Genomic DNA, 23,910 nt, shown 5'->3' with positions numbered 1-23,910 from the left:
ACGAAGTACCGGCTTGCGATGTACCGGCCCAGAGAGAAAATGTCACCACCACATGGCCTGACCGGGACCCTGGGTTGCGTCAAGGTCGGGCACGCTGCGGTCGAGCGAACGGTCGAGTGACGTCAGCACACTTCGCTTGAAATTCTCGAACAGCGGCGAATTGCAGTCGCGCGGCCGGCCCAGATTGATCTCGATCCGGTCGAACAGCCGGCCCGGGCGGGGCCTCATCACCAGCACGCGGTCGGCCAGCACCACAGCCTCGTCGATGTCGCAGCGGATCAGCGCGGTCTTGCCGTCCGCGTGCTGAAGCAGCTCCGGCGCGATGTCCTTCTCGCTCAGGCCTGCGCCCAGCAGCGCGCGCACCAGGAAGATGTACGGATCGGCGCCGCGCGTCACCGCGACGCGCTCGCCCTTCAGATCGGCGACGCTTGCGGATTTCCTTGAGCGGATCCGCCGCCTTCGCCGCTTGGGTCACAGCAAGAGCCACCGCTCCCGCCAGCAGAATGCGTCGTATAATGTTTGTCCTGCCCAACCCCTCCGAAACTTCATTGTTTTTCAAGGAGTTATACCTAGAGATCAACGAGAAAATCCCGCCCTTGAAACCGGGTCGCCTGGGAACAACTTTGCCCGATGCCGGCCTTTTCAAGCATGGAACGACTATAGCCAGAGAATGGCGGGTGACAGCGCCTGCCGCCTCTTATATCCGGTGAAGCATGGACAGCGTCGCGACTGAGCAGAAGGCCGAGGTGGATGATCGCTTCGACACCGCGCGGATCACCGCCGCGGTCGATGCGCTTGCCGAAAGGCACCAGGGACGCGAGGACGCGTTCCGCACCGCCATGGCACAATTGCTCAAGGCCGAGCTGATCGCTGCGCGTGCCGCAGCACAGGCGATCCTGCTGAAGGACCGCCACGGCCGCCGCTGCGCAGAGCGGCTCTGCCACGTGCAGGACGAGATCATCCGCATCCTGTATTCGGCCGCGACCCGCCATCTCTACCGCTCGCCGATCCCCAGCGGCGCGGAGCGCATGGCGGTGGTCGCGACCGGCGGCTATGGCCGCGGCCTGATGGCTCCCGAGTCCGACATCGACCTGCTGTTCATCCTGCCCTACAAGCAGACCGCCTGGGGCGAGCAGGTCGCCGAAGCCATCCTCTATTGCCTCTGGGACATGGGGCTGAAGGTCGGGCACGCCACGCGTTCGGTCGACGAATCGATCCGCCAGGCGCGCGGCGACATGACCATCCGCACCGCGATCCTGGAGACGCGCTTCCTGACCGGCGACCAGCCGCTCTATGACGAACTGGTCGAGCGTTTCGACAAGGAAGTGGTCCAGGGCACCGCGTCCGAATTCGTCACGGCAAAGCTCGCCGAGCGCGAAGAACGTCACCGCCGCGGCGGCCAGTCGCGCTATCTGGTCGAACCCAACGTCAAGGACGGCAAGGGTGCCTTGCGCGACCTGCACACGCTGTTCTGGATCGCCAAATACGTCTATCGCGTCCGCGACACCGACGAGCTGGTCGAACGCGGCGTGTTCGACGCGCAGGAATACCGCACCTTCCGCCGCTGCGCCGACTTCCTCTGGTCGGTGCGCTGCAACCTGCACTTCTACTCCGGCCGCGCCGAAGAGCGCCTCTCCTTCGACCTCCAGCGCGAGATCGCGGTCCGGCTCGGCTACACCTCGCATCCCGGCATGCAGGACGTCGAGCGCTTCATGAAGCACTACTTCCTGGTCGCCAAGGAAGTCGGCAACCTCACCGCCATCCTCTGCGCCAAGCTCGAGGACCAGCAGGCCAAGCCCGCGCCGGTGCTGAGCCGGATGATGGCGCGGCTGCGCCCCACCCCCGTGAAACGGCGCGTCCCGGACAGCGACGACTTCATCGTCGACAACAACCGCATCAATGTCGCCGCGCCCGACGTGTTCAAGCACGACCCGGTCAACCTGATCCGCATCTTCCGCCTGGCGCAGAAGAACAACCTCGCCTTCCACCCGGACGCGATGCGTGACGTGACGCGCTCGCTCGGCCTGATCAACGCGCAGATGCGCGAAAACCCGGAAGCGAACCGGCTGTTCATGGAGATCCTGACCTCCGATAACGCCGAGATCGTGCTGCGGCGGATGAACGAGACCGGCGTGCTCGGCCATTTCATCCGCGCCTTCGGCAAGATCGTCTCGATGATGCAGTTCAACATGTATCATCACTACACCGTCGACGAGCATCTGATCCGCTGCATCGGCTTCCTCCAGGACATCGAGCGCGGCGGCATCGAGGAGTTCACGCTCGCCAGCGACCTCATGCGCAAGAGCCGGCCCGAGCACCGGTCGGTGATCTACATCGCGACGCTGCTGCACGACGTCGCCAAGGGACGGCCCGAGGATCACTCGATCGCCGGCGCCAAGGTGGCGCGGCGGCTGTGCCCCCGGCTCGGCTTCAGTCCGGCCGACACCGAGCTCGTGGCCTGGCTCATCGAGGAGCATCTGACGATGTCCACGGTCGCCCAGTCGCGCGACCTCTCCGACCGCAAGACCATCGAGAATTTCGCCGCCGTGGTGCAGTCGGTCGAGCAGATGAAGCTGCTGACGATCCTGACCACCGCCGACATCCGCGGCGTCGGTCCCGGCGTATGGAACGGCTGGAAGGCGCAGCTGCTGCGCTCACTCTATTACGAGACCGAGCCGGTGTTGACTGGCGGTTTCTCGGAAGTCGACCGCGGCAAGCGGCTGACAGCCGCGCACGCCGAATTCCGCATGGCCTTTGCCGAGTGGCCGCCGGAGGAGCTCGATGCCTATATCGGCCGCCATTATCCGGCCTACTGGCTCAAGGTCGAGCTGCCGCGCAAGATCCGCCACGCCCGCTTCGTCCGCTCCAGCGAGCAGGCCGGCCACAAGCTCGCGATCAATGTCGGCTTCGACGAGGTCCGCGGCGTCACCGAGCTGACCATCTTCGCCGCCGACCATCCCTGGCTGCTGTCGATCATCGCGGGCGCCTGCGCCTCGGCCGGCGCCAACATCGTCGACGCCCAGATCTACACCACGACCGACGGCCGCGCGCTCGACACGATCTCGATCTCCCGGGAATACGACCGCGACGAGGACGAGGGACGGCGCGCCACCCGCATCGGCGAGATGATCGAGGACGTGCTGGAAGGCAAGCTGCGCCTGCCCGAGGTGGTGGCACGGCGCACCGTGCGCAGCAAGGCGCGGCCGTTCGTGATCGAGCCGGAAGTGACCATCAACAACCAATGGTCCGACCGCTACACCGTGATCGAGGTCTCCGGGCTCGATCGCCCCGGCCTGCTCTACGAGCTGACCACGGCGATCTCCAAGCTGAACCTCAACATTGCCTCGGCCCATGTCGCCACCTTCGGCGAGCGTGCCCGCGACGTGTTCTACGTCACCGACCTCCTCGGCGCGCAGATCAACGCGCCGACCCGCCAGGCCGCGATCAAGAGCGCGCTGACCCATGTGATGGCGGGCGAGAAGCCGGTTCAGCCGGCGGCGTGAGCACGCCGAGACCTAAACCTCCACCCCTTCATGCCGCAGCAGCCAGCGCTTGCGTGCGAGGCCGCCGCCGTATTTCACCAGCGAACCGTCCGCGCCGATCAGGCGGTGACAGGGCAGCACCACGCTGATCGGGTTGGAGCCGTTGGCATGGCCAACGGCACGTATGGCCTTGGGCATGTCGATCTCTGCGGCGAGCGCACCGTAGCTCATCGTTGTGCCGGCAGGTATTTTCGTCAGCGCGGTCCAGACCTTCTGCTGGAACGGCGTGCCGGCAATGCGCCATGCGATGCCTGAGAGCTGGTCGAGATCGCCGTCGAAATAGCGCGACAGCGCAGTCCGCATGGCCGCCGGCGCGGACCGGTCACTCAGATCCACCGTGCCGTAGTGCAGGCGCAAAAGCTCGCGCATGCGGTGCTCGTAATCCTCCCAGTCGAGCGCGCGCAAGGAGCCGTCAGTATCGGTGACGAGCAGCGCGATCCCGATCGGCGTCGGCAGGCGATCGATGCCGAAGCTTGCAGACAGTTTGCTTGATCGCGCGGCCATTGCGGCACCATTGCATCGGAACATGCCATCGCACTTGCCATGCCGGCCGTGCTAACGTCCACCCGAAAGCTGACGCTTTTGGGGGAGCTCAACTTGATCTGGATCGCCAATGTTTTGGTGGCGCTGGTCGCCGCACTGCACATCTTCTTCCTGATCCTGGAGATGTTTCTCTGGGACCAGCCGCTGGGCCTGAAGGTCTTTCGCAACACGCCGGAGAAGGCCGAGATCACGAAAGTGCTGGCCGCCAACCAGGGGCTCTATAACGGCTTCCTGGCCGCCGGCCTGATCTTTGGCCTCGTCCACGGCAATCCGGCCTTCGCATTCCAGATCAAGGCATTCTTCCTGCTCTGCGTGATCGTGGCCGGCGCTTACGGCGCGGCGACCGTCAGCACGCGCATCCTGATGGTGCAGGCGCTGCCGGCGGCGGTCGCCCTGGTTGCATTGTTTCTCGCCTGAGACGCTACGGCGCAGTGCCGCGATCCTTGCGCGGCGGCGAACGTTCCTCCACACTCTTCGGCAGCGATGGCGACCGTTGCAATCAACGGGAAAAGACCATCGACCGGAAAATTCCGTCAGGAGGAACAACCCCACATGAGCAATCGCACAGCTTTTATAGCTACGACGGCGGCGCTCGCCTTCGCGTTCACCGCCAGCCAAGGCTTCGTAAGCCAGGCCCTCGCCCAGAAGAAATACGACACCGGCGCGAGCGACACCGAGATCAAGATCGGCCAGACCGTGCCGTTCTCCGGCGCCTACTCCGTCTACGCCAATATCGGCAAGACCCAGGCGGCCTACTTCAAGATGATCAACGATCAGGGCGGCATCAACGGCCGCAAGATCAATCTGATCCAGTATGACGATGCCTATTCGCCGCCGAAGACCGTCGAGCAGGTGCGCAAGCTCGTCGAAGGCGACGAGGTCCTCTTCACCTTCCAGATCATCGGCACCGCGGCCAACGCCGCCGTGCAAAAATATCTCAACGGCAAGAAGGTCCCGCAGCTGCTGGCCTCGACCGGCGCCGCGCGCTTCAACGATCCCCAGAACTATCCCTGGACCATTGCCTATAATCCCAACTACGTGTCCGAGGGACGCATCTACGCCAAGTACATTCTCAAGGAGCATCCGAACGCCAAGATCGGCGTGCTCTACCAGAACGACGACATGGGCCGCGATTATCTCGCTGGCCTCAAGAGCGGCCTCGGCGACAAGGCCGCCAGCATGATCGTCGGCGAAGTCTCCTACGAGGTCACCGATCCGACGGTAGACTCGCAGGTGGTCAAGCTGAAGTCGCTGGGGGCTGATCTTTTCTACGATGCCTCGACGCCGAAATTCGCGGCGCAGGCCATCAAGAAGGTCGCCGAGCTCGGCTGGAACCCGGTGCATATCCTCGACATCAATGCGAGCCCGATCTCGGCGACGCTGAAGCCGGCCGGCCTCGACATCTCCAAGGGCATCATCTCGACCCAGTACGGCAAGGAGCCAGGCGATCCCCAGTGGAAGGACGATCCGGGCGTGAAGGCCTTCTTCGCCTTCATGGACAAGTATTTCCCCGAAGGCGACAAGCTCAACACGGTCAATACCTATGCCTATTCGGTCGCCGAGCTGCTCACGCAGGTTCTGAAGCAATGCGGCGACGACCTGTCGCGTGAAAACGTGATGAAGCAGGTCGCCAACATCAAGGACTTCACCCCGAGCTTTGCGCTCCCCGGCATCAAGATCAACACCGGACCGAACGACTACCGCGTCAACAAGCAGATGCAGATGATGAAGTTCAACGGCGAACGCTGGGAGCTGTTCGGACCGATCATCGAGGATGCGGGACCCTCGGGTTAGCCTCCCTTAGCGGGGTGGGTTGCTCCGGCGGACTACCCCTCGCGTAGCCGCGGGCGCACCCCACCCTACGAACTGCGGGCGCGTCCCCGCCTTGCGTTGCAGCAACGCCTCCTCCACAATCGCCCTCAGCGATGACATCAGGTGCGCAGGAGTGCTCGGATCGATCATCGGCGATAACAAATTGAGGAAATTGCGAATGAGGAACGGTATTCTGCATCTGGCCACGGCAACGGCGCTGACCCTGGCGCTGTCGGTCTCAGCGGCCAATGCCCAGAAGAAATATGATCCGGGCGCGAGCGACACCGAAATCAAGATCGGTCAGACCAACCCGTTCAGCGGCCCCGCCTCCGCTTACGCCACGATCGGCAAGACGCAGGCCGCCTACTTCAAGATGATCAACGATCAGGGCGGCATCAACGGCCGCAAGATCAACCTGATCCAGTACGACGACGCCTATTCGCCACCGAAGGCCGTGGAACAGGTGCGCAAGCTCGTCGAGAGCGACGAGGTGCTGCTCACCTTCCAGCTTCTCGGCACCCCGTCGAACGCTGCCGTGCAGAAATATCTCAACGCCAAGAAGGTACCGCAACTCTTCGCGGCCACCGGCGCCTCGAAGTTCACGGACCCAAAGAACTTCCCATGGACGATGGGCTTCAATCCCAACTACTTCGTCGAAGGCCGCATCTACGGCCAGTATATCATCAAGAACCATCCGAACGCCAAAGTCGGCGTTCTCTACCAGAATGACGATCTTGGAAAAGACTATCTGAACGGCATCAAGGCCGGGCTTGGTGACAAGGCCTCCAGCATGATCGTTGCGGAAGCCTCATACGAGGTCTCCGATCCCACCGTCGATTCGCAGATCCTCAAGATCAAGTCGGCGGGTGCCGATTTGTTCTTCAGCGCCACGACGCCGAAACAGGCCGCGCAGGCGATCAAGAAGATCGCCGAGCTCGACTGGCATCCCGTGCACATTCTCGACATCAACGCCACTTCGGTCGGCGCCGTGATGAAGCCCGCAGGACTTGAAGCCTCCAAGGGAGTGATCAGCGTCAACTATGGCAAGGATCCGCTCGATCCAAGCTGGAAGAACGATCCGGGCATGAAGAAATATTTCGAGTTCATGGCCAAGTACTATCCGGACGGCGACAAGGACTCGAGCTTCAACAGCTACGGCTACTCGACCTCGCAGTTGATGGCTTACGTGCTCCAGAAATGCGGCGACGACCTAACCCGCGAAAACGTCATGAAGGTCGCCACCAGCCTGAAGGACGTGGAGCTCGACCTGTCCCTGCCCGGCATCAAGGCCAACACCTCGCCGACCGACTACCGCGTCAACAAGCAGCTTCAGATGATGAAGTTCAACGGCGAGCGCTGGGAGCTGTTCGGCCCGATCATGGAGGACGCAGGCCCGGCAGGTTAGCGGTTGTGCGAATTCTGAATTGCGATCGGCGGCCTGCGGGCCGCCGATTTTTTGGCGTCGCCCAGTCCATCACCGTCAGCCTGAGGTGGCCGCTTCTTCAGCGGCCCTCGAAGGGCGACGGCCCGGCTGGCAGCTTGGCCGTGCATCCTTCAAGGCTCGCAAGAGCTCGCATCTCAGGATGACTGGGAGAGATCGTCGCTTTGGGCGACGTCTACTCCGGTATTTCCCCAAAATTCTTCCCCACCGGCAGCACCGCGTGCCGGATCAGGCGCGAGTCCTCCACGGCCGCCTGCCTGTGCTTCACTGCTTCGCGATAGACGGGATCGCGGATCATTTCGACGAACGCACTGACGCTTGGGTATTCGGCGATGAAGCAATGGTCCCAGCGCTCCTCTTGCGGGCCGATCAGCATCAGCTCGAATTTGCCCTGCCAGACGATGCGGCCGCCGAGGCGCTCGAACACCGGGCCGCTCTCGCGGCCATAGGCCGCATAGGCTTCCGCGCCGCTCGCCTTGCGACCGTCGGGATAGGCCGCCTCGCTGCGCAGGCGCACCAGATTGAGCATGTGGATCGGACCGGGGCGGTCGTTGTCCCGGAACTGCGCGAAGATTTCCTTGGTCGGATCGATGTGGCCCATGCCGGTGTTCCCTCTTGTTTTATGACGGCGATCCTAGCTCCAGCCTCGAAGAGGCGGAACTGCGGCCAGCGAATGCCGCACCTCCTAATCGCGCGTTAACGTCCGGGTAACCGGGCCTTAAACAGCGACCGCTAGCGTGCGGCAGGGCGGGCTGACCGGGCGTTTGCGTATGGGGTTGGGAAAGAAAAAGGGTGGGCGGAAGGAGCCGCTGTTCGGCTTGCCCGCGGCGCTCTCCGATCTGCGCCTGAGCGCGGCGGACCGCATCCCCGGCGGCGACGACAAGCCGAAGAAATCAGCCAAATCGTCCGCCAAGCGCAAGAGCGAGGATTCCGGCGACGAGCCGCCGCGGAAGGCCCCGGCCCGCAGCGGCGCCAAGCGGCGATCCAAATCGCGCATCGGCGCCGGTCTCGGCCGCCTGGTCTATTGGGGCGCGGTGCTGAGCCTGTGGGGCGTGATCGCCGTGATCGGCGTCGTAATCTATGTCGGCGCCCATCTGCCGCCAATCCAGTCGCTCGAAATCCCCAAACGGCCGCCGACGATCCAGATCGTCGGCATGGACGGCAGCCTGCTGGCGCAGCGCGGCGAGATGGCCGGCGCCAACGTCTCGCTGAAGGACCTGCCGCCCTATCTGCCGAAGGCGTTCATCGCCATCGAGGATCGCCGCTTCTACTCGCATTTCGGCATCGACCCGGTCGGCATCCTGCGCGCGCTGGTCACCAACGTGCTCCATCGCGGCGTGTCGCAGGGCGGCTCGACGCTGACGCAGCAGCTCGCCAAGAATCTGTTCCTGACCCAGGAACGCACCATGGCGCGCAAGCTGCAGGAGGCGGAGCTTGCGATCTGGCTGGAGCGCAAGCATTCCAAGAACGAGATTCTCGAGCTCTACCTCAACCGCGTCTATTTCGGCTCCGGCGCCTATGGCGTCGAGGCCGCCGCACAGCGCTATTTCGGCAAGCCGGCCAAGAACGTCACGATTGCCGAGGCCGCGATGCTGGCCGGCCTCGTCAAGTCGCCCTCGCGGCTCGCGCCGAACCGCAATCCGGAGGGCGCCGAAGCGCGCGCGCAGATCGTGCTCGCGGCGATGGCGGACGCCAAGTTCATCACCGAAGCACAGGCGCAGGCCTCGATCGGCCAGCCCTCCTACAACGTGAAGCCGGTCGGCGCCGGCACGATCAACTACGTCGCCGACTGGATCGGCGAGGTGCTGGACGATCTCGTCGGCCAGATCGACGAGAGCATCAAGGTCGAGACCACGATCGATCCGAAGCTGCAAAGCGTGGCGGAAGCCGCCATCATCGACGAACTCGCGGCCAAGTGCGTCAAGTTCAATGTCAGCCAGGGTGCCCTGGTGGCGATGACGCCCGACGGTGCGGTGCGCGCCATGGTCGGCGGGCGGAACTATTCCGAGAGCCAGTACAATCGCGCGGTGACGGCCAAGCGCCAGCCGGGCTCCTCGTTCAAGCCGTTCGTCTATCTGACCGCGCTCGAGCAAGGTCTGACGCCGGACACGGTTCGCCAGGACGCCCCGATCGAGGTCAAGGGCTGGAAGCCCGAGAACTACACCCATGAATATTTCGGCGCGGTGACGCTGACGCAGGCGCTGGCGATGTCGCTCAACACGGTCGCCATCCGCCTCGGCCTCGAGGTCGGGCCGAAGAACGTGGTGCGCACCGCGCACCGGCTCGGCATCTCCTCGAAACTCGAGCCCAACGCCTCGATCGCGCTCGGCACCTCCGAGGTCTCCGTGGTCGAACTGGTCGGCGCCTATGCGCCGTTCGCCAATGGCGGCCTCGCGGTGGCGCCGCATGTCGTCACGCGGATCAGGACGCTCGGCGGCAAGCTGCTCTACATGCGCCAGCCCGATGAGCGCAACCAGGTGATCGAGCCGCGCTATGTCGGCATGATGAACGCGATGATGCGCGAGACCTTGATCAGCGGCACCGCCAAGAAGGCCGAGATCCCCGGCTGGCCGGCCGCCGGCAAGACCGGCACCAGCCAGGATTACCGCGACGCCTGGTTCATCGGCTACACCGCCAACCTCGTCACCGGCGTCTGGCTCGGCAATGACGACAATTCGCCGACCAAGAAGGCAACCGGCGGCGGCCTGCCGGTCGAAGTCTGGTCGCGCTTCATGAAAGCGGCGCACGAGGGTGTGCCGGTAGCGAACTTGCCGAGCTCACCCGGTGGCTGGGGCCTGTCGAACCTCGCGCAGGCCGCCTCGCAGGTGTCGCCGCCAACAGCGGCCGCAACAGCTCCGGCAAGCAATGGCGGCTATCGCCCGCCGCCCACGCGCGCCAATGTGCGGCCGGAGGCGTCGGCAGGACTTGATGGCTGGCTGATGGACCGGCTGTTCGGCGGCAACAGATAGCTTCCGCCTGAGGCCTTGGTGGCCTCAAGACAAAACCGCGAAAACAACCCCATGCACAGTAGCCGGTGATTGCCGGCGTGATGCGCGCTGAATCCATCGAAGGGTTTGATGCGGCGGATCAATCAGGCGCCGTGACGCAAAGCGCTGGCATCGCCGCATTTTCCGTTGTCTTCGCCCGTGAGGCTGGCAGCGGAAGCCTAATCCTCGGCCCCGTAGCGGTGCAGGTCGTTGCCGTGGGTGTCGAGCCACTTCTTGGCGCGCTCCATCGACGGACACACCTTGCCGCACACGCGCCAGAACCGCGCCGAGTGGTTCATCTCGACGAGATGGGCGACCTCGTGGGCGGCGAGATAGTCGAGCACGAACGGCGGCGCGAGGATCAGGCGCCAGGAGAACGACAACGAGCCGGCCGAGGTGCAGGAGCCCCAGCGGCTGGACTGATCGCGGATCGAAAGCCGCTTCACCTTGACGCCGAGTTCCGCGGCATAGGCTTCCGCCGAGCGCTGGAGATCGCGGCGCGCCTCGCGCTTGAGGAAGTCGCTGACGCGGCGATCGACATGTTCGACGCCGCCGGCAACGCAGAGAATGCGTTCCCCGCTATCGCGCACCTCGGTCCACACCGTGCCGCGGGTGCCGGCGCGATGCACGATGCGGTGGGAAACACCGCGAAGCGGTATCACCGTGCCAGGCTGAAACGGCGCGGCCTTCGGCAAACGGCCGAGACGCGCCGCGATCCACGCGCCGTGACGCTGCGCGAAATCCTTGGCTTCGGCCAGCGTGCCGCGCGGCGGCATGGTGAGGATGGCTTCGCGATCGCTCGGATGAATTCTGAGCGTATAACGGCGCGCGCGGCGATGCCGCCGCAGCCTGATCGCGAAATATTGCGATCCATGGGGGATGAGGAGGGTCTTGGGTTCGTGGGGCCGCCGATAGAGGAGCGCGCGAGTGGCCATGTCTGTCAGTCCGGGGGGCAGGAGTGCGCCCGGATTCTGCCATAACCGCCGCCAGGGAAAGCGCTCGGCGCAAAAACAAATCATTTGCCCAATATACAGGGGTCTGGCGTCCGGGAGACCCTACAGACTGGGGTTGGAACCAGCTTTTTTCGCCCCCTCCGGACGCATGCGGCACCCCCAAGAGGTGAGGGAGGACTCACTCCTATAAAGCTACCTAAATACCGCGAATCTGGCGGGAACCTGGCCTGTCGGAACCCCCGACAGGGCGACGATTTTCAGCGGGAAAGCCGAAAAACGCGGCCAGAGCCGCTCCGATGGAATCGGAACGGCTCTGGATTCCTATCTTGACGCGTTTTCTTTACGCGAACCGGACGCCACTTCGCTCGAAAACGCTCTATTCGGCGGCGAGAGCCTGCAACGAGCTCGGATTCGCAGCCGAGACCATGAAGTCATGGATGCGCGGCACGATTTCCGACTTGAAACGCGAGCCGTTGAACACGCCGTAATGTCCGACGCCCTTCTGCACGTAATGAACGCGGCGGTGATCGGGGATCGAGCTGCACAATGTGTGCGTCGCTTCGGTCTGACCGAGCCCGGAGATGTCGTCGTTCTCGCCTTCGACCGTCATCAGAGCCACGCGCGTGACCTTCGAGGGATCGACGCGTGTTCCACGATGGGTCATCTCGCCCTTCGGCAGCGAGTGCTTCACGAACACGGTGTCGACCGTCTGCAGGTAATACTCGGCGGAGAGGTCCATCACCGCGAGATACTCGTCGTAAAAGTCGCGATGCTTGTCGGCGAGGTCGCCGTCGCCTTTCACCAGATGGGCGAAGAGCTGCTTGTGGGCGTCCATATGGCGGTCGAGATTCATGCTGATGAAGCCGTTCAGCTGCAGGAATCCCGGATAGACGTCGCGCATCATGCCAGGATGCGGGAACGGCACCTTGGTGATGACGTGATTGCGGAACCAGTCGATGCCGCGCTCCTGGGCGAGGTCGTTCACCCCGGTCGGATTGCGGCGGGTGTCGATCGGCCCGCCCATCAACGTCATCGACGTCGGCACGAACGGATCGCGCTGCGCTTCCATGATCGAGACGGCAGCGACGACGGGCACTGAGGGCTGGCACACCGCCAGCACATGCGTGTTGCCGCCGAGGACGTGCAGCATCTCGATGACGTAGTCGATGTAGTCGTCGAGATCGAAGCGGCCGTCGCTGAGCGGCACCATGCGGGCATCGGCCCAATCGGTGATGTAGACCTCATGCGCCGGCAGGAAAGCCTCGACCGTGCCGCGCAAGAGCGTCGCATAATGGCCGGACATCGGCGCGACGATCAGCACGCGCGGCTGCGGGCTGCGCAAGGGACGGGTGAACTTGCGATCGAAATAGAGCAGCCGGCAGAACGGCTTTTCCCAGACCGAGCGGACCTCGACGGGAACGCGGATGCCGTTGACCTCGGTGTCGTTGAGACCCCATTCCGGCTTGCCGTAGCGGCGCGTGGTGCGTTCGAACAATTCGCAGGCCGCGGCAACCGATTTGCCGACCTCGGTGCGCGCCCACGGATTCAGCGGATTCTGAAACAGCAGCTTGGTCGCGTCGGTGACTGCACGGGCCGGATTGAGAGAGGCGTGCGCCATCTCGTACATCCAGTACATCGGCGTCGTCAGGATCGGACTGCCCTCTGCAGCCAGGGGCGGGGCGCCGCCAAACTCACCAATAGGCATCGCTATATCCTTCTTCGCATCGCAGCATACTGCCGAATGCGTAATATTGCGTCAATGCATGGTTCCGTACATTTACGTGGTGATGACAGTTAAACCAGCCTGAATCCACGAGAAAGTGACGTTATTCGCCGCCTGACAGCAGCGACCCTTGCTTCCTGGCGCTGCGCAAAAGGGCAAGGAATGCCCCAAAAGATGCAACCAGCAGCACCGCGTTGATGGCCAACGCACTCAACATCAGATCGGTCCTGAAGGCGTTTTCGATCAGCAACGCGCGCATGCCTTCGAACACGTAGGTCGGCGGCAGCGTCCAGGCGACATATTGCAGCCAGACCGGCAGCACGCTGACGGGATAGTAGACGCAAGCGAGCGGCATGATCCCGAACATCAAAGTCCAGACGATGCTCTCGGCGCCGAGGCCGTTTCGCAGCACCAGGCCGGATACGAAGATGCCGACCGACCAGCTCGTGAAGATCAGATTGCAGAAGAACGCGATCAGCGGCAGGCCGAGCGCATAAACGTTGAAATGAAACAGGAACAGCGCGAGCAGCGTCATCGGGATGACGCCGATCGCGAGCCGGATCAGGCTCATGATCATCAGCGACAGCAGAAACTCGATGGGCTTGAGCGGGCTCATCATGAGATTGCCGAGGTTGCGCGCCCACATCTCCTCCAGGAACGAGATCGAGAAGCCGAGCTGGCCGCGGAACAGGATGTCCCAGAGGATGACGGCGCCGATCAGGGTGCCGCCGGCGCGCGCGAAGAAATTGGCGTTCTGGGCGATGTAGAGCTGGAGGAAGCCCCAGGTGATCACCTGCAGCGCCGGCCAGTACAGCAGTTCCAGCAGCCGCGGCCACGATGACAGCAGGAGGTACCAATAGCGCAGGATCATCGCACCGATGCGCTGCAAGGAGATGCCGCGATGGAGGGAGGCCTGGTTCATCGCGCCGTCTCCTGAACCCCGTTCACCCGGCCGCGCGCGACGTCGAGGAACACCTCCTCCAGCGTGGTGCGATTGTAGCGGGCCATGATGGCTTCGGGCGTGTCATCGTCCTCGATGCGGCCGCGCTTCATGATGATGACGCGGTCGCAGAGCCGCTCGACCTCGAGCATGTTGTGCGAGGCCAGCAGGATGGTGGCGTTGTTCGCCTTGCGGTAGCGCTCCAGATGGCTGCGGACCCAATCGGCCGTGTCGGGATCGAGCGAGGCGGTCGGCTCGTCCAGCAACAGCAGCTCGGGCTGGTTGATCAGCGCCTTGGCGAGCGCGACGCGGGTCTTTTGCCCTGCGGAGAGCTTGCCGTTGGCGCGGTCGATGAAATCGGTGAGGTCGAGATCGGCGGCGAGCGTCGCGATGCGGTCGGACAGGTTCTTCACCGCATAGAGCTTGCCGAACACGGTGAGGTTCTGCCGCACCGTGAGCCGCATCGGCATGTCGACATAGGGGCTCTCGAAATTCATCCGCCCCAGCACGGCCGCGCTCTCCTCGGGCATGCGATGCCCCAGCACCTGCACGCGGCCGGAGGTCGGCAGCACCAGGCCCATGATCATCGCGATGGTCGTGGTCTTGCCGGCGCCGTTGCCGCCCAAAAGCCCGGTGATGCTGCCGCGCGGAAGCGAAAACGAGATATCGTCGACGGCGCGCGTCTGCTTGTAGACCTTGACGAGGTGATCGACCGCAATGGCCGCAGAGGAGCTGCGCTCCGCGACAGTCGGCGGACTTGAAGCTTTGTCGTTCCCGGTCATGCTGGGCGTTCTTCTGCTATTGCAGCTGATAGCGCAAGGCTTGTAATCCGGGTGGTTCCGCGAGCCCCGCGTTTGTGACCGAGAAGGCACCGCCACATTGGCCGACATGACCGAAATTGCCGCCTCCGACTTTCGCCCTTCGCAGAGGCATATCCGCCTGGACACGATCCTGCGGTTGCGCTGGCTGGCGGTGCTCGGGCAGCTCGCCGCGATCTTCATCGTGGCGCAGGGGCTGGAGTTCAACGTCGAGATCGTCCCCTGCGTCAGCATCATCGCCCTGTCGGCCGCGCTCAATCTGGCACTGCAAACCGTTTCCAATCCGATGCAGCGGCTGGAGCCGATGCAGGCGGCCGGACTGCTCGCGCTGAACATCGTGGAGCTGGCCGGCCTGCTGTTCTTCACCGGCGGGCTGCAGAACCCGTTCTCGTTCCTGTTTCTCGCACCCGTGCTGATCTCGGCCACCGCGCTGCCGGCCCGCTTCACCTTCGGCCTCGGCGTGCTCGCCGTGGCCTGCGCTTCCGCCCTGTTCTTCTTCCATCTGCCGCTGCCCTGGGATTCCGACGATCCGCTGGTGCTGCCGCCGATCTATCTCGTCGGCGTCTGGCTCTCGATCGTGCTCGCGATCGGCGTCACCAGCCTTTATTCGTTCCAGGTGACCGAGGAGGCGCGCAAGCTTGCGGACGCGCTGGCGGCGACCGAGCTGGTGCTGACGCGCGAGCAGCATCTGACCCAGCTCGACGGCCTGGCCGCGGCGGCCGCGCACGAGCTCGGCACGCCGCTCGCGACCATCTTCCTGATCTCGCGCGAGCTGCAAAACACGGTGAAGGACCCGGTCTTTGCCGCCGACCTGAAAACCTTGCGCGAGCAGACGCAGCGCTGCCGCGACATCTTGAGCAAGATCACCCAGCTTTCCTCCACCGGCGCGCCGTTCGACCGCATGAAGCTGTCGGAGCTGATCGAGGAAGTGGTGGCGCCGCATCGCGATTTCGGCGTCGACATCAAGGTGCGGATCGCGGTCGCGATCGTGGCCGAGCCGGTCGGCTCGCGCAATCCGGCGATCCTCTACGGCGTCGGCAACATCGTCGAGAACGCGGTCGATTTCGCCCGCACCACCGTCGAGGTGAATGCATGGTGGAACAAGGACACGATCGAGCTCGTGATCTCCGACGACGGCCCCGGCATTCCGCCGGATATCCTTAACCGGATCGGCGAGCCCTATCTGTCGCGGCGGCGCAACCTGGACGACGGCGGCGGCGAGCGGCGCGGCCTCGGGCTTGGCGTGTTCATCGCACGCACCTTGCTCGAACGCACCGGCGCCAAGGTCTCGTTTACCAACCGGACCTTTCCGGAACACGGCGCCGTGGTCCAGATCAGTTGGCCGCGAGAGCGTTTTGAGGCTATCGAGACCTTCGAGGAAACAATAGGATAGGCCGCGACCTTGCGTCGCACGGGCGGGCCGATCGACTATTGGCGGCCTTGGCACCGCCCGATTGCGACGCCATATGTAGATGTGCAGGACAAAGGACAACACCTTGAACGCCATCGCCGAACTGAACGAACAGACCGACCGCTCGCTTCTCATCGTGGAGGACGACAAGCCGTTCCTTGAGCGGCTGTCGCGTGCCATGGAGACGCGCGGCTTTGCGGTGACGTCGTGCGACACGGTTTCCGATGGTCTTGCGCAAATCGGCAAGGCCGCGCCCGCATTCGCCGTGGTGGATCTGCGGCTCGGCGACGGCAACGGCCTCGACGTGGTCTCGGCGCTGAAGAAGAAGCGTCCCGACGCCCGCGCGATCGTGCTGACCGGTTACGGCAACATCGCCACCGCCGTCACGGCGGTGAAGATGGGCGCGATCGATTATCTCTCCAAGCCCGCGGACGCCGACGACGTCGTCGCCGCGCTGCTGTCGACGAGCGCGGAGAAATCCGAGCTGCCGACCAATCCGATGTCCGCCGACCGCGTCCGCTGGGAGCACATTCAGCGCATCTACGAGATGTGCAACCGCAACGTCTCGGAAACGGCACGCCGGCTCAACATGCACCGCCGGACGCTGCAGCGAATTCTGGCGAAGCGCGCACCGCGGTAACGGTCTCGCAGGGTGGGCAAAGGCGCGTAGCGCCGTGCCCACCACCTCTGCTTCCATCTCGAGCGGCTTGAATGGTGGGCGCGCTTTCGCTTTGCCCACACTACGACTTCATTCCCAAAAATCCGCATGCCCTTGCGGATCGACCAGGCGGTTGATCCGCAACGCTGCCGCCATCGCGAAACGCACCGTCATCTGCTTGCGCGTGGCCGCAGCGATCTTGTGCTCGGGCGCCTCGCACTGCATGTGCGCGCCATAGGGGTCGGCGATGATCAGGCCGGTGCCTTCAGGAAAGATCTCGCACGGCAGGTCCTGCGTGAAGGCAAAGAACAGCCGATCGCAATGGGCGCGGTACTCGTGCCATTTCTGGTCCGCGCGCAGATCCTCGACCGACGACTTGATCTCGACGATCCAGATCTCGCCGCGCTCGTTGAGCGCCACGAGATCGGCACGCCGGCCCGACGGCAGCGGCAATTCGCTGATGCAGGAGAAGCCGAGCGAGCGCAGCAACCGTGCCGTGCCGCGCGCGATCGCCAGCGCCGTCTCGGACTGACGGCGATCCGGCGGCGGCACCAGGGCGATGTTACGGGCGGGGTTGTCCATGGGGCAAGTTTAGCCGATTCCATCCACCGTGTCGTCCCGGCCCTCGCCGGGGCGGGAACCTCCCCTCCTTCCTCGCACTTATCACGCAGCCGCCGCACCTCGGCGGGGACCATCGAGGCTGCGGCGCATGATCGACGATCTCTGGTACAAGAACGGCGTGATCTATTGCCTGTCCGTCGGCACCTACATGGATGCCGACGGCGACGGCGTCGGTGACTTCAAGGGGTTGCTGCGCCGGCTCGACTATCTGCACGGGCTCGGCATCACCACGATCTGGCTGATGCCGTTCCAGAATTCGCCGGGCCGCGACGACGGCTACGACATCGCCGACTATTACAGCGTCGATCCCCGCTACGGCACGCTCGGCGATTTCGTCGAGTTCGCCCACGGCTGCAAGCAGCGCGGCATCCGAATCATCATCGATCTCGTCGTCAACCACACCTCCGACCAGCATCACTGGTTCAAGGAGGCGCGGCGCGACAGGAACTCGCCCTATCGCGACTGGTATGTATGGTCGGACAAGAAGCCGGCCAATGCCAACAAGGGCATGGTGTTTCCCGGCGTGCAGAAATCGACCTGGACGCGCGACAAGGAAGCGGGTGCGTATTATTTTCACCGCTTCTACGACTTCCAGCCCGACCTCAACACCTCGAACCCGCACGTGCAGGCCGAGATCCTCAAGATCATGGGCTTCTGGATCCAGCTCGGCGTCTCCGGCTTCCGCATGGACGCCGTGCCGTTCGTGATCGCGACCAAGGGCGCCAAGGTGAAGAAGCCGGTCGAGCAATACGACATGCTGCGCGCGTTCCGCGAATTCCTGCAATGGCGGAAGGGCGACGCCATCATCCTCGCCGAGGCCAACGTGCTGCCGGAAACCGACATGGAATATTTCGGCCGCGATGGCGACCGCATACACATGATGTTCAACTTCCACGTCAACCAGCATCTGTTCTATGCGTTGGCGTCCGGCGACACGCGACCGCTGGCGAAGGCGCTGAAGGCGACCAAGCCGCGGCCGGCCGCGGCGCAATGGGGCCTGTTCCTGCGCAATCATGACGAGCTCGATCTGGGGCGGTTGACCAAGGCGCAGCGCGATCTCGTCTTCAAGCGCTTCGGCCCGGACAAGGACATGCAGCTCTACGACCGCGGCATTCGCCGCCGCTTCGCGCCGATGATCGGCGGGGACCGCAGGCGGCTCGAGCTCGCCTACAGCCTGATGTGCACGCTGCCGGGAACGCCCGTGATCCGCTACGGCGACGAGATCGCGATGGGCGATGATCTGTCGCTGCCCGAACGCAATTGCGCGCGCACGCCGATGCAATGGTCGACCGAGCCCCAGGGCGGCTTCACCAAGAGCGACAAGCCGGCATGCCCCGTCATCGACAAGGGCCCCTACGGCTACCAGCACGTCAATGTCGCCAAGCAGCGTCGCGATCCCAATTCCATGCTGAACTGGACCGAGCGCATCGTCCGCATGCGCAAGGAGGTACCGGAGATCGGCTGGGGCGATTTCGCGATCATCGCGACGCGCGATCCCGCCGTGTTCATCATGCGCTACGACTGGCGCAACAACTCCGTGCTGTTCGTGCACAATCTCGGCGACAAGCCGCGCGAGATCGCGTTCTCGGCGGGGCTGCCGGGTGATGCCGGCGCGCACCTCATCAATCTGCTCGCGGAGGACCACAGCCACGCCGACAAGCGCGGCCAGCATCGCCTCGTGCTGGAGCCTTACGGCTATCGCTGGTACCGCGTCGGCGGGCTGGATTATCTGCTGAAGCGGAGTGATATCGACGAGAATGCCGCGGGCAACAAGCATCCGGGATAATGTCGAGATGCTGGACTTTGCTCCGCCGCTTCCACGATCGTCATTGCGAGCGCAGCGAAGCAATGACGGGGAGATGGCGGCGGCCACCGCCATCTCTGATTTTGCGGGACGACCGCTAGGGCGGCGCCACGATCACACCCTCATTGCCGCGCAGATCCAGTACGCCTTCGAGCTTCTCGCCTTCGCGGTCCAGAAACGTCGACAGCAGGATCTCGCTGCCGAAACGGATCGCGCTGGTAGTCACCGCGATCGGTTCGGGGCCGAGATTGAGCGCCACGATGACCGCCCTGCCCGCGGCCTCGCGGCGATAGACCAGGAGATCGCCTTGCGCCGCGATCGGATGATAGTCGCCCGAAACCAGCGGCGGAGAGACCTTTCGCAGCGCGATCAGGCGCTTGTACAGGCCGAGGAGCGAGCGCGCATCGGCTTCGAAATTGACGACGTTCTCGCGGATATGATCCTCGGGCAGCGGCAGCCACGGCCTGACCTCCGAGAAGCCGGCGAAGTTGGAGGAATCCCACTGCATCGGCGTGCGGCAGCCGTCGCGCCCGACGCCGATGCCGGGGACGTTCTTCTCGAAGGGATCGCGCACGTCCGCAGGCGCGAGTGCGAGCTGGTGCATGCCGATCTCGTCGCCGTAATAGAGCGTCGGCGTGCCGCGCAACGTCAGCAACAGCATGGCGGCGACGCGGGCCTGCTCCGGGCCGACGCGGCTGGCGACGCGCGGCCGGTCGTGATTGCCGAGCACCCAGTTCGGCCAGGCGCCTCTCGGCAGCGCCTTCTCGTAATCCTCGATGATCTTCTCGATCGAGCGCGCGCTCCAGAACGTCGAGAGCAGCGCGAAATTGAACGGCATCTGCGCGCCGGTGAGGTCGTTGCCGTAATAGGCCACCAGCCGGTGCAGCGGCAGATAGATCTCGCCGATCAGCACGCGGGCGCGATACGCGTCGGTGACGCGCCGCATCTGCGCGATCACATCATGCACCTCCGCCTGGTCGGTGGAATATTGCGTCAGGATCCTTTCGTTCGGCGGCCGGCCCTCGACGTAATGCGGGTTTGGCGGATTGTCGCGGAATTCGGCGTCCTTGATCAGGTGCCAGATCACGTCGACGCGAAAGCCGTCGACGCCCTTTTCCAGCCAGAACCGCATCACATCGTAGATCGCGGCGCGGACGTCCGGATTGCGCCAGTTGAGGTCCGGCTGCTGGGCGAGGAAGGCGTGGTAGTAATATTGACCCGTCGTCTCGTCGAACTGCCACGCGCTGCCGCCGAACTCGGACACCCAGTTGTTGGGCGCACCGCCGCCCGGCGCCGGGTCGCGCCACACGTACCAGTCGCGCTTGGGGTTGTCGCGCGAGGAGCGGCTCTCGACGAACCAGGGATGCTGGTCCGAGGTGTGGTTCGGCACGAGATCGAGGATCAGCTTCAGGCCGCTGTCGTGCACGGCGCCGAGCAGCGCATCGAAATCCGCCATCGTGCCGAACAGCGGCTCGATGCCGGTATAGTCGGAGATGTCGTAGCCGAAATCGGCCATCGGCGAGGGAAAGATCGGCGACAGCCAGATCGCATCGACGCCGAGAGACTTCACATAAGGCAGCCGCTGGAGGATGCCGGCGAGATCGCCGACGCCGTCACCATTCGAGTCCTGAAACGAGCGCGGATAGACCTGATAGAAAATGCCGTCGCGCCACCAATTGTCATCGCCCTGAGCCATGCCGGAAAACCCACCCGAAAATCTGACTTGATCATCTTGCCTGCGCGAGAGAACGCGTGAGCAGCGCCGCGGGTTCAAACCAGCGGGCGAATTGGGACGGCCGTGTGACGGCCGGGGCGGCTGTTCCCGGTCCGGGCCACGAATCTTTTGCTTGGCCATAGGCCAAAAATCGGCATTGTGGCGCCATGACCGAGCAAAATGACACCCAAAAATCCTCGCAAGAGTCCTCGCAAGCCAAGGCCGGCGCGATCATCGTCCCCGTGACGCTGTTCGAGCAGAACTGCACCATCATCTGGGACGAGCCTTCCAAGAAGGCCGTGGTGATCGATCCCGGCGGGGACGTGCCGAAGATTCTGGAGGCGATCAAGCAGACCGGCGTCACCGTGGAGAAGATCTGGCTGACCCACGGCCATATCGACCATGTCGGCGGTGCAGCCGAATTGCGCGACGCGCTGAAGGTGCCGATCGAGGGCCCGCATGAAGCGGACAAGTTCCTGCTCGACAACGTGGTCGAGAGCGGCGCGCGCTTCGGCATGACCGGTGTGCGCAATTTCGCGCCGGACCGCTGGCTGGCGGAAGGCGACAGCGTGGCGATCGGCGGCCTGACGTTCGACATTTTTCACTGCCCCGGCCACTCTCCCGGCAGCGTGGTGTTCTTCAACAAGGACTTGCGTTTCGCCCACGTCGGCGACGTCCTGTTCGCAGGCTCGGTCGGCCGCACCGATCTGCCGGGCGGCAGTCACGCCACGCTGATCAACTCGATTCTGACCAAGCTGTTGCCGCTCGGCGACGACGTCGGCTTCATCTGCGGCCACGGCGCCGGCTCGAGCATCGGCCAGGAGCGGATGACCAATCCGTTCATCACCGGCGAGATGTAAGCGTTACTCGGCGGCGTCCACGAGCGCCGCGGATTCGCCGAGGTTACGATCGCCCCATTGCCGGATCGCGGCGACGACCGGGACGAAACTCTTGCCCTTGCGCGTGAGGCGATACTCGACCTTCGGCGGCACTTCGCCAAAATCCTTGCGGTCGATCAGGCCGCTCTCGGTCAGCGCCTTCAATTCGCGGCTGAGCACGCGCGGGGTGATCTCTGCGCTGCCTTCCATGCCACGCAGCAGGCCGCTTCTGATCTCGCCGTAGCGGCGCGGGCCGTCCTTGAGGTCCCAGACGATGCGCAGCTTGTACTTGCCGCTGATCATTTTTTGAAACGCCGCGACCGGACAGCTGCGCGCCGGAGCCGCTCTCGCCTTCGCCATGTCGTCTCCTCCCTGCGCCAGCCTTGTCCGCCAGCCTTGCCCTTGCAGCCTTGTCTTTCCAGCCTTGCCGCCGAGGATAGGAGCGACGCCGAAAAAGTCCACACTATCAATTTTGTCCATACTTGCAGGATCGCATCCAGCGCGCAGATGATGACGCACAATGCGAACAGGGAGCGTCACATGAAGCACTTCATGATCAGATACGAGTTCAAGGATGGTACGACGGAGGCCTGGCACCAGCAGATCGGCCGCTTCATCAAGGCGATCGACGCCGATCCGGAGCTCAAGGGGCGGATCGGCTATCGCGTCCTGAAGAATCGCGACGATAATAGCTATTTCCACCTCGTCAGCGTCGCCGACGATGCCGCGCAAAAAACGCTGCAATCGCGCGACTTCTTCAAGGCCTATCAGGAGATGACGCGGAAGGTCGCCCGCGGCGAGGTGACGGCGACGCCGATCGAGATGATCGACGCGACGGCGTAGATTACTTCATCAATCCCGCGGCGGTAAGCGCGCGCGTGATGATCTGGCCGAGATCGAGACCGCGAGCCTGCTCGCGCTTCGGCTCGGCCGGTGCTTCGGCGACCGCCGCGCGGATCGAGCGGGCGAGGTGCGGCGCGGGCGAGCGGACCGGCGTCGGCTTTGGCTCCGCCTTCGTCTTGGACGCGTCGGGAATCCAGCCGGTCAGGCCGAAGAATTTTGCGATGTGGTAGGACGAGGAAATGCCGGCCTCGATCAGGAAGGCGCCTTCGATGCCATAGCGCTGGTCGTTGTCGGCGAGGCCGAGCGGCGTGCCGTGCGCCATGTCGGTGATGGCGTAGGACTCGACCAGCGTCTCGCCGTCCTTGTTCCACCAGGTCTGGCGCGGATAGCCGTCGACATCGGTTTCCGCCATCGGCATGTCAGGCAGATCGTGCAGATCGAGCCATTGCTTGACGATCTCGTTGGCATTGCCGGGATTGACGGTGCGGTCGGCGCTGCCGTGCCACACCGAAATCTTCGGCCAGGGCCCGCTATGCTGCGAGGCGCCGCGCACGAGATCGCCGAGCTCGCGCGCGGGACGCGCCGGGGAATGGAACATGCCGTCCAGCGCTTCGCGCAGGTTCGAGGCGATGCCGTAGGGCAGCCCGGCAATGACGGCCCCGGCCGAAAAGACCTCAGGATAGGTCGCGAGCATCACCGACGTCATGCCGCCGCCGGCGGAGAGGCCCGTGATGAAGATGCGCCCGGGATCGATGCGATGCGCCTGAACCATATGCGCGATCATCTCGCGAATCGAACGCGGCTCGCCGCTGTCGCGCGCGGTGTCTTCCGGACTGAACCAGTTGAAGCAAGTGTTGCCGTTGTTGACCCGCTGCTGCTCGGGCATCAGCAGCGCGAAGCCGTAGTGCTCCGCCAGCGTCGACCATCCCGCGCCGAGGTCGTAACTTGCTGCGGTCTGGCCGCAGCCGTGCAGCACGACGACGAGCGCGCGCGGCTTCTGCAGCTGCGCCGGCACGAACGCGAACATGCGCAAGGCCCCGGGATTGTCGCCAAAATTGGTGACCTCTACCAAAGGACTGGGCGCATCCGCGCTCCGGCCGAAATCGGCAAAGCGCAGTCCGTCCAGCCTTGGCAGACGTTTCAAGAGATCGACATTTCTGGCGAGCGACACGGCAACTCCTGGCAGGCGACGTACAACGTCAGCCAAACCAGATAGTTGCTG

Annotated in this window: 20 protein-coding genes and 1 pseudogene; 10 read left to right on the top strand and 11 right to left on the bottom strand. The window is 64.1% G+C overall.

Annotated features, from left to right (window positions below):
* Positions 1–42: 42 nt before the first annotated feature.
* Positions 43–270 (bottom strand): annotated as a pseudogene (locus tag OC450_RS34460) (ABC transporter ATP-binding protein); the annotation flags it as partial.
* Positions 271–713: 443 nt separating this feature from the next.
* On the opposite strand from OC450_RS34460, the gene OC450_RS30765 reads away from it, so the two are divergent.
* Entirely contained in the window at positions 714–3,503 is a 2,790-nt protein-coding gene (locus OC450_RS30765) for a [protein-PII] uridylyltransferase (RefSeq protein ID WP_211383994.1), read from the top strand.
* A gap of 12 nt (positions 3,504–3,515) precedes the next feature.
* Here OC450_RS30765 and OC450_RS30760 read toward each other — a convergent pair whose 3' ends face one another.
* Positions 3,516–4,046, bottom strand: coding sequence for a methylated-DNA--[protein]-cysteine S-methyltransferase (locus OC450_RS30760; RefSeq protein WP_211383993.1), 531 nt, complete (start codon positions 4,044–4,046; stop codon positions 3,516–3,518).
* Between the two features lie 39 nt (positions 4,047–4,085).
* Here OC450_RS30760 and OC450_RS30755 point away from each other — a divergent pair, with 39 nt between their 5' ends.
* The 3 genes from OC450_RS30755 to OC450_RS30745 all read left to right on the top strand — a co-directional run bounded on the left by OC450_RS30755 (position 4,086) and on the right by OC450_RS30745 (position 7,302).
* On the top strand, positions 4,086–4,502 hold the full coding sequence (locus OC450_RS30755) for a DUF1304 domain-containing protein (protein WP_249129073.1): 417 nt from the start codon (positions 4,086–4,088) through the stop codon (positions 4,500–4,502).
* Positions 4,503–4,637: 135 nt separating this feature from the next.
* On the top strand, positions 4,638–5,879 hold the full coding sequence (locus OC450_RS30750; RefSeq protein ID WP_211383991.1) for an ABC transporter substrate-binding protein: 1,242 nt from the start codon (positions 4,638–4,640) through the stop codon (positions 5,877–5,879).
* Positions 5,880–6,075: 196 nt separating this feature from the next.
* The gene (locus OC450_RS30745; protein ID WP_211383990.1) at positions 6,076–7,302 is read left to right on the top strand and encodes an ABC transporter substrate-binding protein; all 1,227 of its coding nucleotides are present in this window, start codon (positions 6,076–6,078) and stop codon (positions 7,300–7,302) included.
* Between the two features lie 211 nt (positions 7,303–7,513).
* Here the strand turns inward: OC450_RS30745 and OC450_RS30740 are convergent, their stop codons facing one another.
* Complete coding sequence (locus OC450_RS30740; protein WP_211383989.1) at positions 7,514–7,939, bottom strand: DUF1330 domain-containing protein; 426 nt, start codon at positions 7,937–7,939, stop codon at positions 7,514–7,516.
* A gap of 169 nt (positions 7,940–8,108) precedes the next feature.
* Between OC450_RS30740 and OC450_RS30735 the strand changes: the two genes are divergently transcribed.
* Positions 8,109–10,307 (top strand): transglycosylase domain-containing protein, encoded by a 2,199-nt coding sequence (locus tag OC450_RS30735; RefSeq protein ID WP_262049257.1) that lies wholly within the window; start codon positions 8,109–8,111, stop codon positions 10,305–10,307.
* A 197-nt stretch (positions 10,308–10,504) separates the two neighbouring features.
* Here the strand turns inward: OC450_RS30735 and OC450_RS30730 are convergent, their stop codons facing one another.
* The 4 genes from OC450_RS30730 to OC450_RS30715 form a co-directional block, all read right to left on the bottom strand.
* Positions 10,505–11,344: a M48 family metallopeptidase gene (locus OC450_RS30730; protein ID WP_211383987.1), complete on the bottom strand. Its 840-nt coding sequence runs from the start codon at positions 11,342–11,344 to the stop codon at positions 10,505–10,507.
* 310 nt (positions 11,345–11,654) lie between these two features.
* Positions 11,655–12,983, bottom strand: coding sequence for a polyhydroxyalkanoate depolymerase (locus OC450_RS30725; RefSeq protein ID WP_211383986.1), 1,329 nt, complete (start codon positions 12,981–12,983; stop codon positions 11,655–11,657).
* A 121-nt stretch (positions 12,984–13,104) separates the two neighbouring features.
* Positions 13,105–13,923, bottom strand: coding sequence for an ABC transporter permease (locus OC450_RS30720; protein ID WP_262049256.1), 819 nt, complete (start codon positions 13,921–13,923; stop codon positions 13,105–13,107).
* A complete protein-coding gene (locus OC450_RS30715) occupies positions 13,920–14,723 on the bottom strand; it encodes an ABC transporter ATP-binding protein (RefSeq protein ID WP_256808562.1) in 804 nt (267 codons plus the stop codon). The genes OC450_RS30720 and OC450_RS30715 overlap by 4 nt, the downstream gene beginning before the upstream one ends.
* Positions 14,724–14,829: 106 nt before the next feature.
* Between OC450_RS30715 and OC450_RS30710 the strand changes: the two genes are divergently transcribed.
* Together OC450_RS30710 and OC450_RS30705 are read left to right on the top strand one after the other, a co-directional pair.
* Positions 14,830–16,152 carry an ActS/PrrB/RegB family redox-sensitive histidine kinase gene (locus OC450_RS30710; RefSeq protein ID WP_211383983.1) on the top strand — a complete coding sequence of 441 codons (1,323 nt, stop codon included), beginning with the start codon at positions 14,830–14,832 and terminating at the stop codon, positions 16,150–16,152.
* 103 nt (positions 16,153–16,255) lie between these two features.
* Positions 16,256–16,810, top strand: a complete 555-nt coding sequence (locus OC450_RS30705; protein ID WP_008141807.1) for an ActR/PrrA/RegA family redox response regulator transcription factor — start codon at positions 16,256–16,258, stop codon at positions 16,808–16,810.
* Between the two features lie 108 nt (positions 16,811–16,918).
* On the opposite strand, the gene OC450_RS30700 is transcribed toward OC450_RS30705, so the two are convergent.
* Entirely contained in the window at positions 16,919–17,410 is a 492-nt protein-coding gene (locus tag OC450_RS30700; protein ID WP_256808559.1) for an MmcB family DNA repair protein, read from the bottom strand.
* 127 nt (positions 17,411–17,537) lie between these two features.
* On the opposite strand from OC450_RS30700, the gene OC450_RS30695 reads away from it, so the two are divergent.
* On the top strand, positions 17,538–19,235 hold the full coding sequence (locus OC450_RS30695; protein ID WP_262049255.1) for an alpha-amylase family protein: 1,698 nt from the start codon (positions 17,538–17,540) through the stop codon (positions 19,233–19,235).
* Positions 19,236–19,350: 115 nt separating this feature from the next.
* Here the strand turns inward: OC450_RS30695 and OC450_RS30690 are convergent, their stop codons facing one another.
* Positions 19,351–20,949: an alpha-amylase family glycosyl hydrolase gene (locus OC450_RS30690; RefSeq protein WP_262049254.1), complete on the bottom strand. Its 1,599-nt coding sequence runs from the start codon at positions 20,947–20,949 to the stop codon at positions 19,351–19,353.
* Positions 20,950–21,134: 185 nt separating this feature from the next.
* On the opposite strand from OC450_RS30690, the gene OC450_RS30685 reads away from it, so the two are divergent.
* Positions 21,135–21,827, top strand: a complete 693-nt coding sequence (locus OC450_RS30685) for an MBL fold metallo-hydrolase (protein ID WP_211383978.1) — start codon at positions 21,135–21,137, stop codon at positions 21,825–21,827.
* Between the two features lie 3 nt (positions 21,828–21,830).
* Here the strand turns inward: OC450_RS30685 and OC450_RS30680 are convergent, their stop codons facing one another.
* On the bottom strand, positions 21,831–22,205 hold the full coding sequence (locus OC450_RS30680; protein WP_211383977.1) for a winged helix-turn-helix transcriptional regulator: 375 nt from the start codon (positions 22,203–22,205) through the stop codon (positions 21,831–21,833).
* Positions 22,206–22,385: 180 nt separating this feature from the next.
* Here OC450_RS30680 and OC450_RS30675 point away from each other — a divergent pair, with 180 nt between their 5' ends.
* Positions 22,386–22,688, top strand: a complete 303-nt coding sequence (locus OC450_RS30675) for a hypothetical protein (protein WP_262049253.1) — start codon at positions 22,386–22,388, stop codon at positions 22,686–22,688.
* Position 22,689: 1 nt separating this feature from the next.
* Here OC450_RS30675 and OC450_RS30670 read toward each other — a convergent pair whose 3' ends face one another.
* Positions 22,690–23,859, bottom strand: a complete 1,170-nt coding sequence (locus OC450_RS30670; protein WP_211383975.1) for a PHB depolymerase family esterase — start codon at positions 23,857–23,859, stop codon at positions 22,690–22,692.
* Positions 23,860–23,910: the final 51 nt, after the last annotated feature.

Source organism: Bradyrhizobium sp. Bra78, from assembly GCF_024519855.1.
GTDB classification, from domain to species: domain Bacteria; phylum Pseudomonadota; class Alphaproteobacteria; order Rhizobiales; family Xanthobacteraceae; genus Bradyrhizobium; species Bradyrhizobium japonicum_G.
This window is presented reverse-complemented; position numbering and strand designations above follow the sequence as displayed.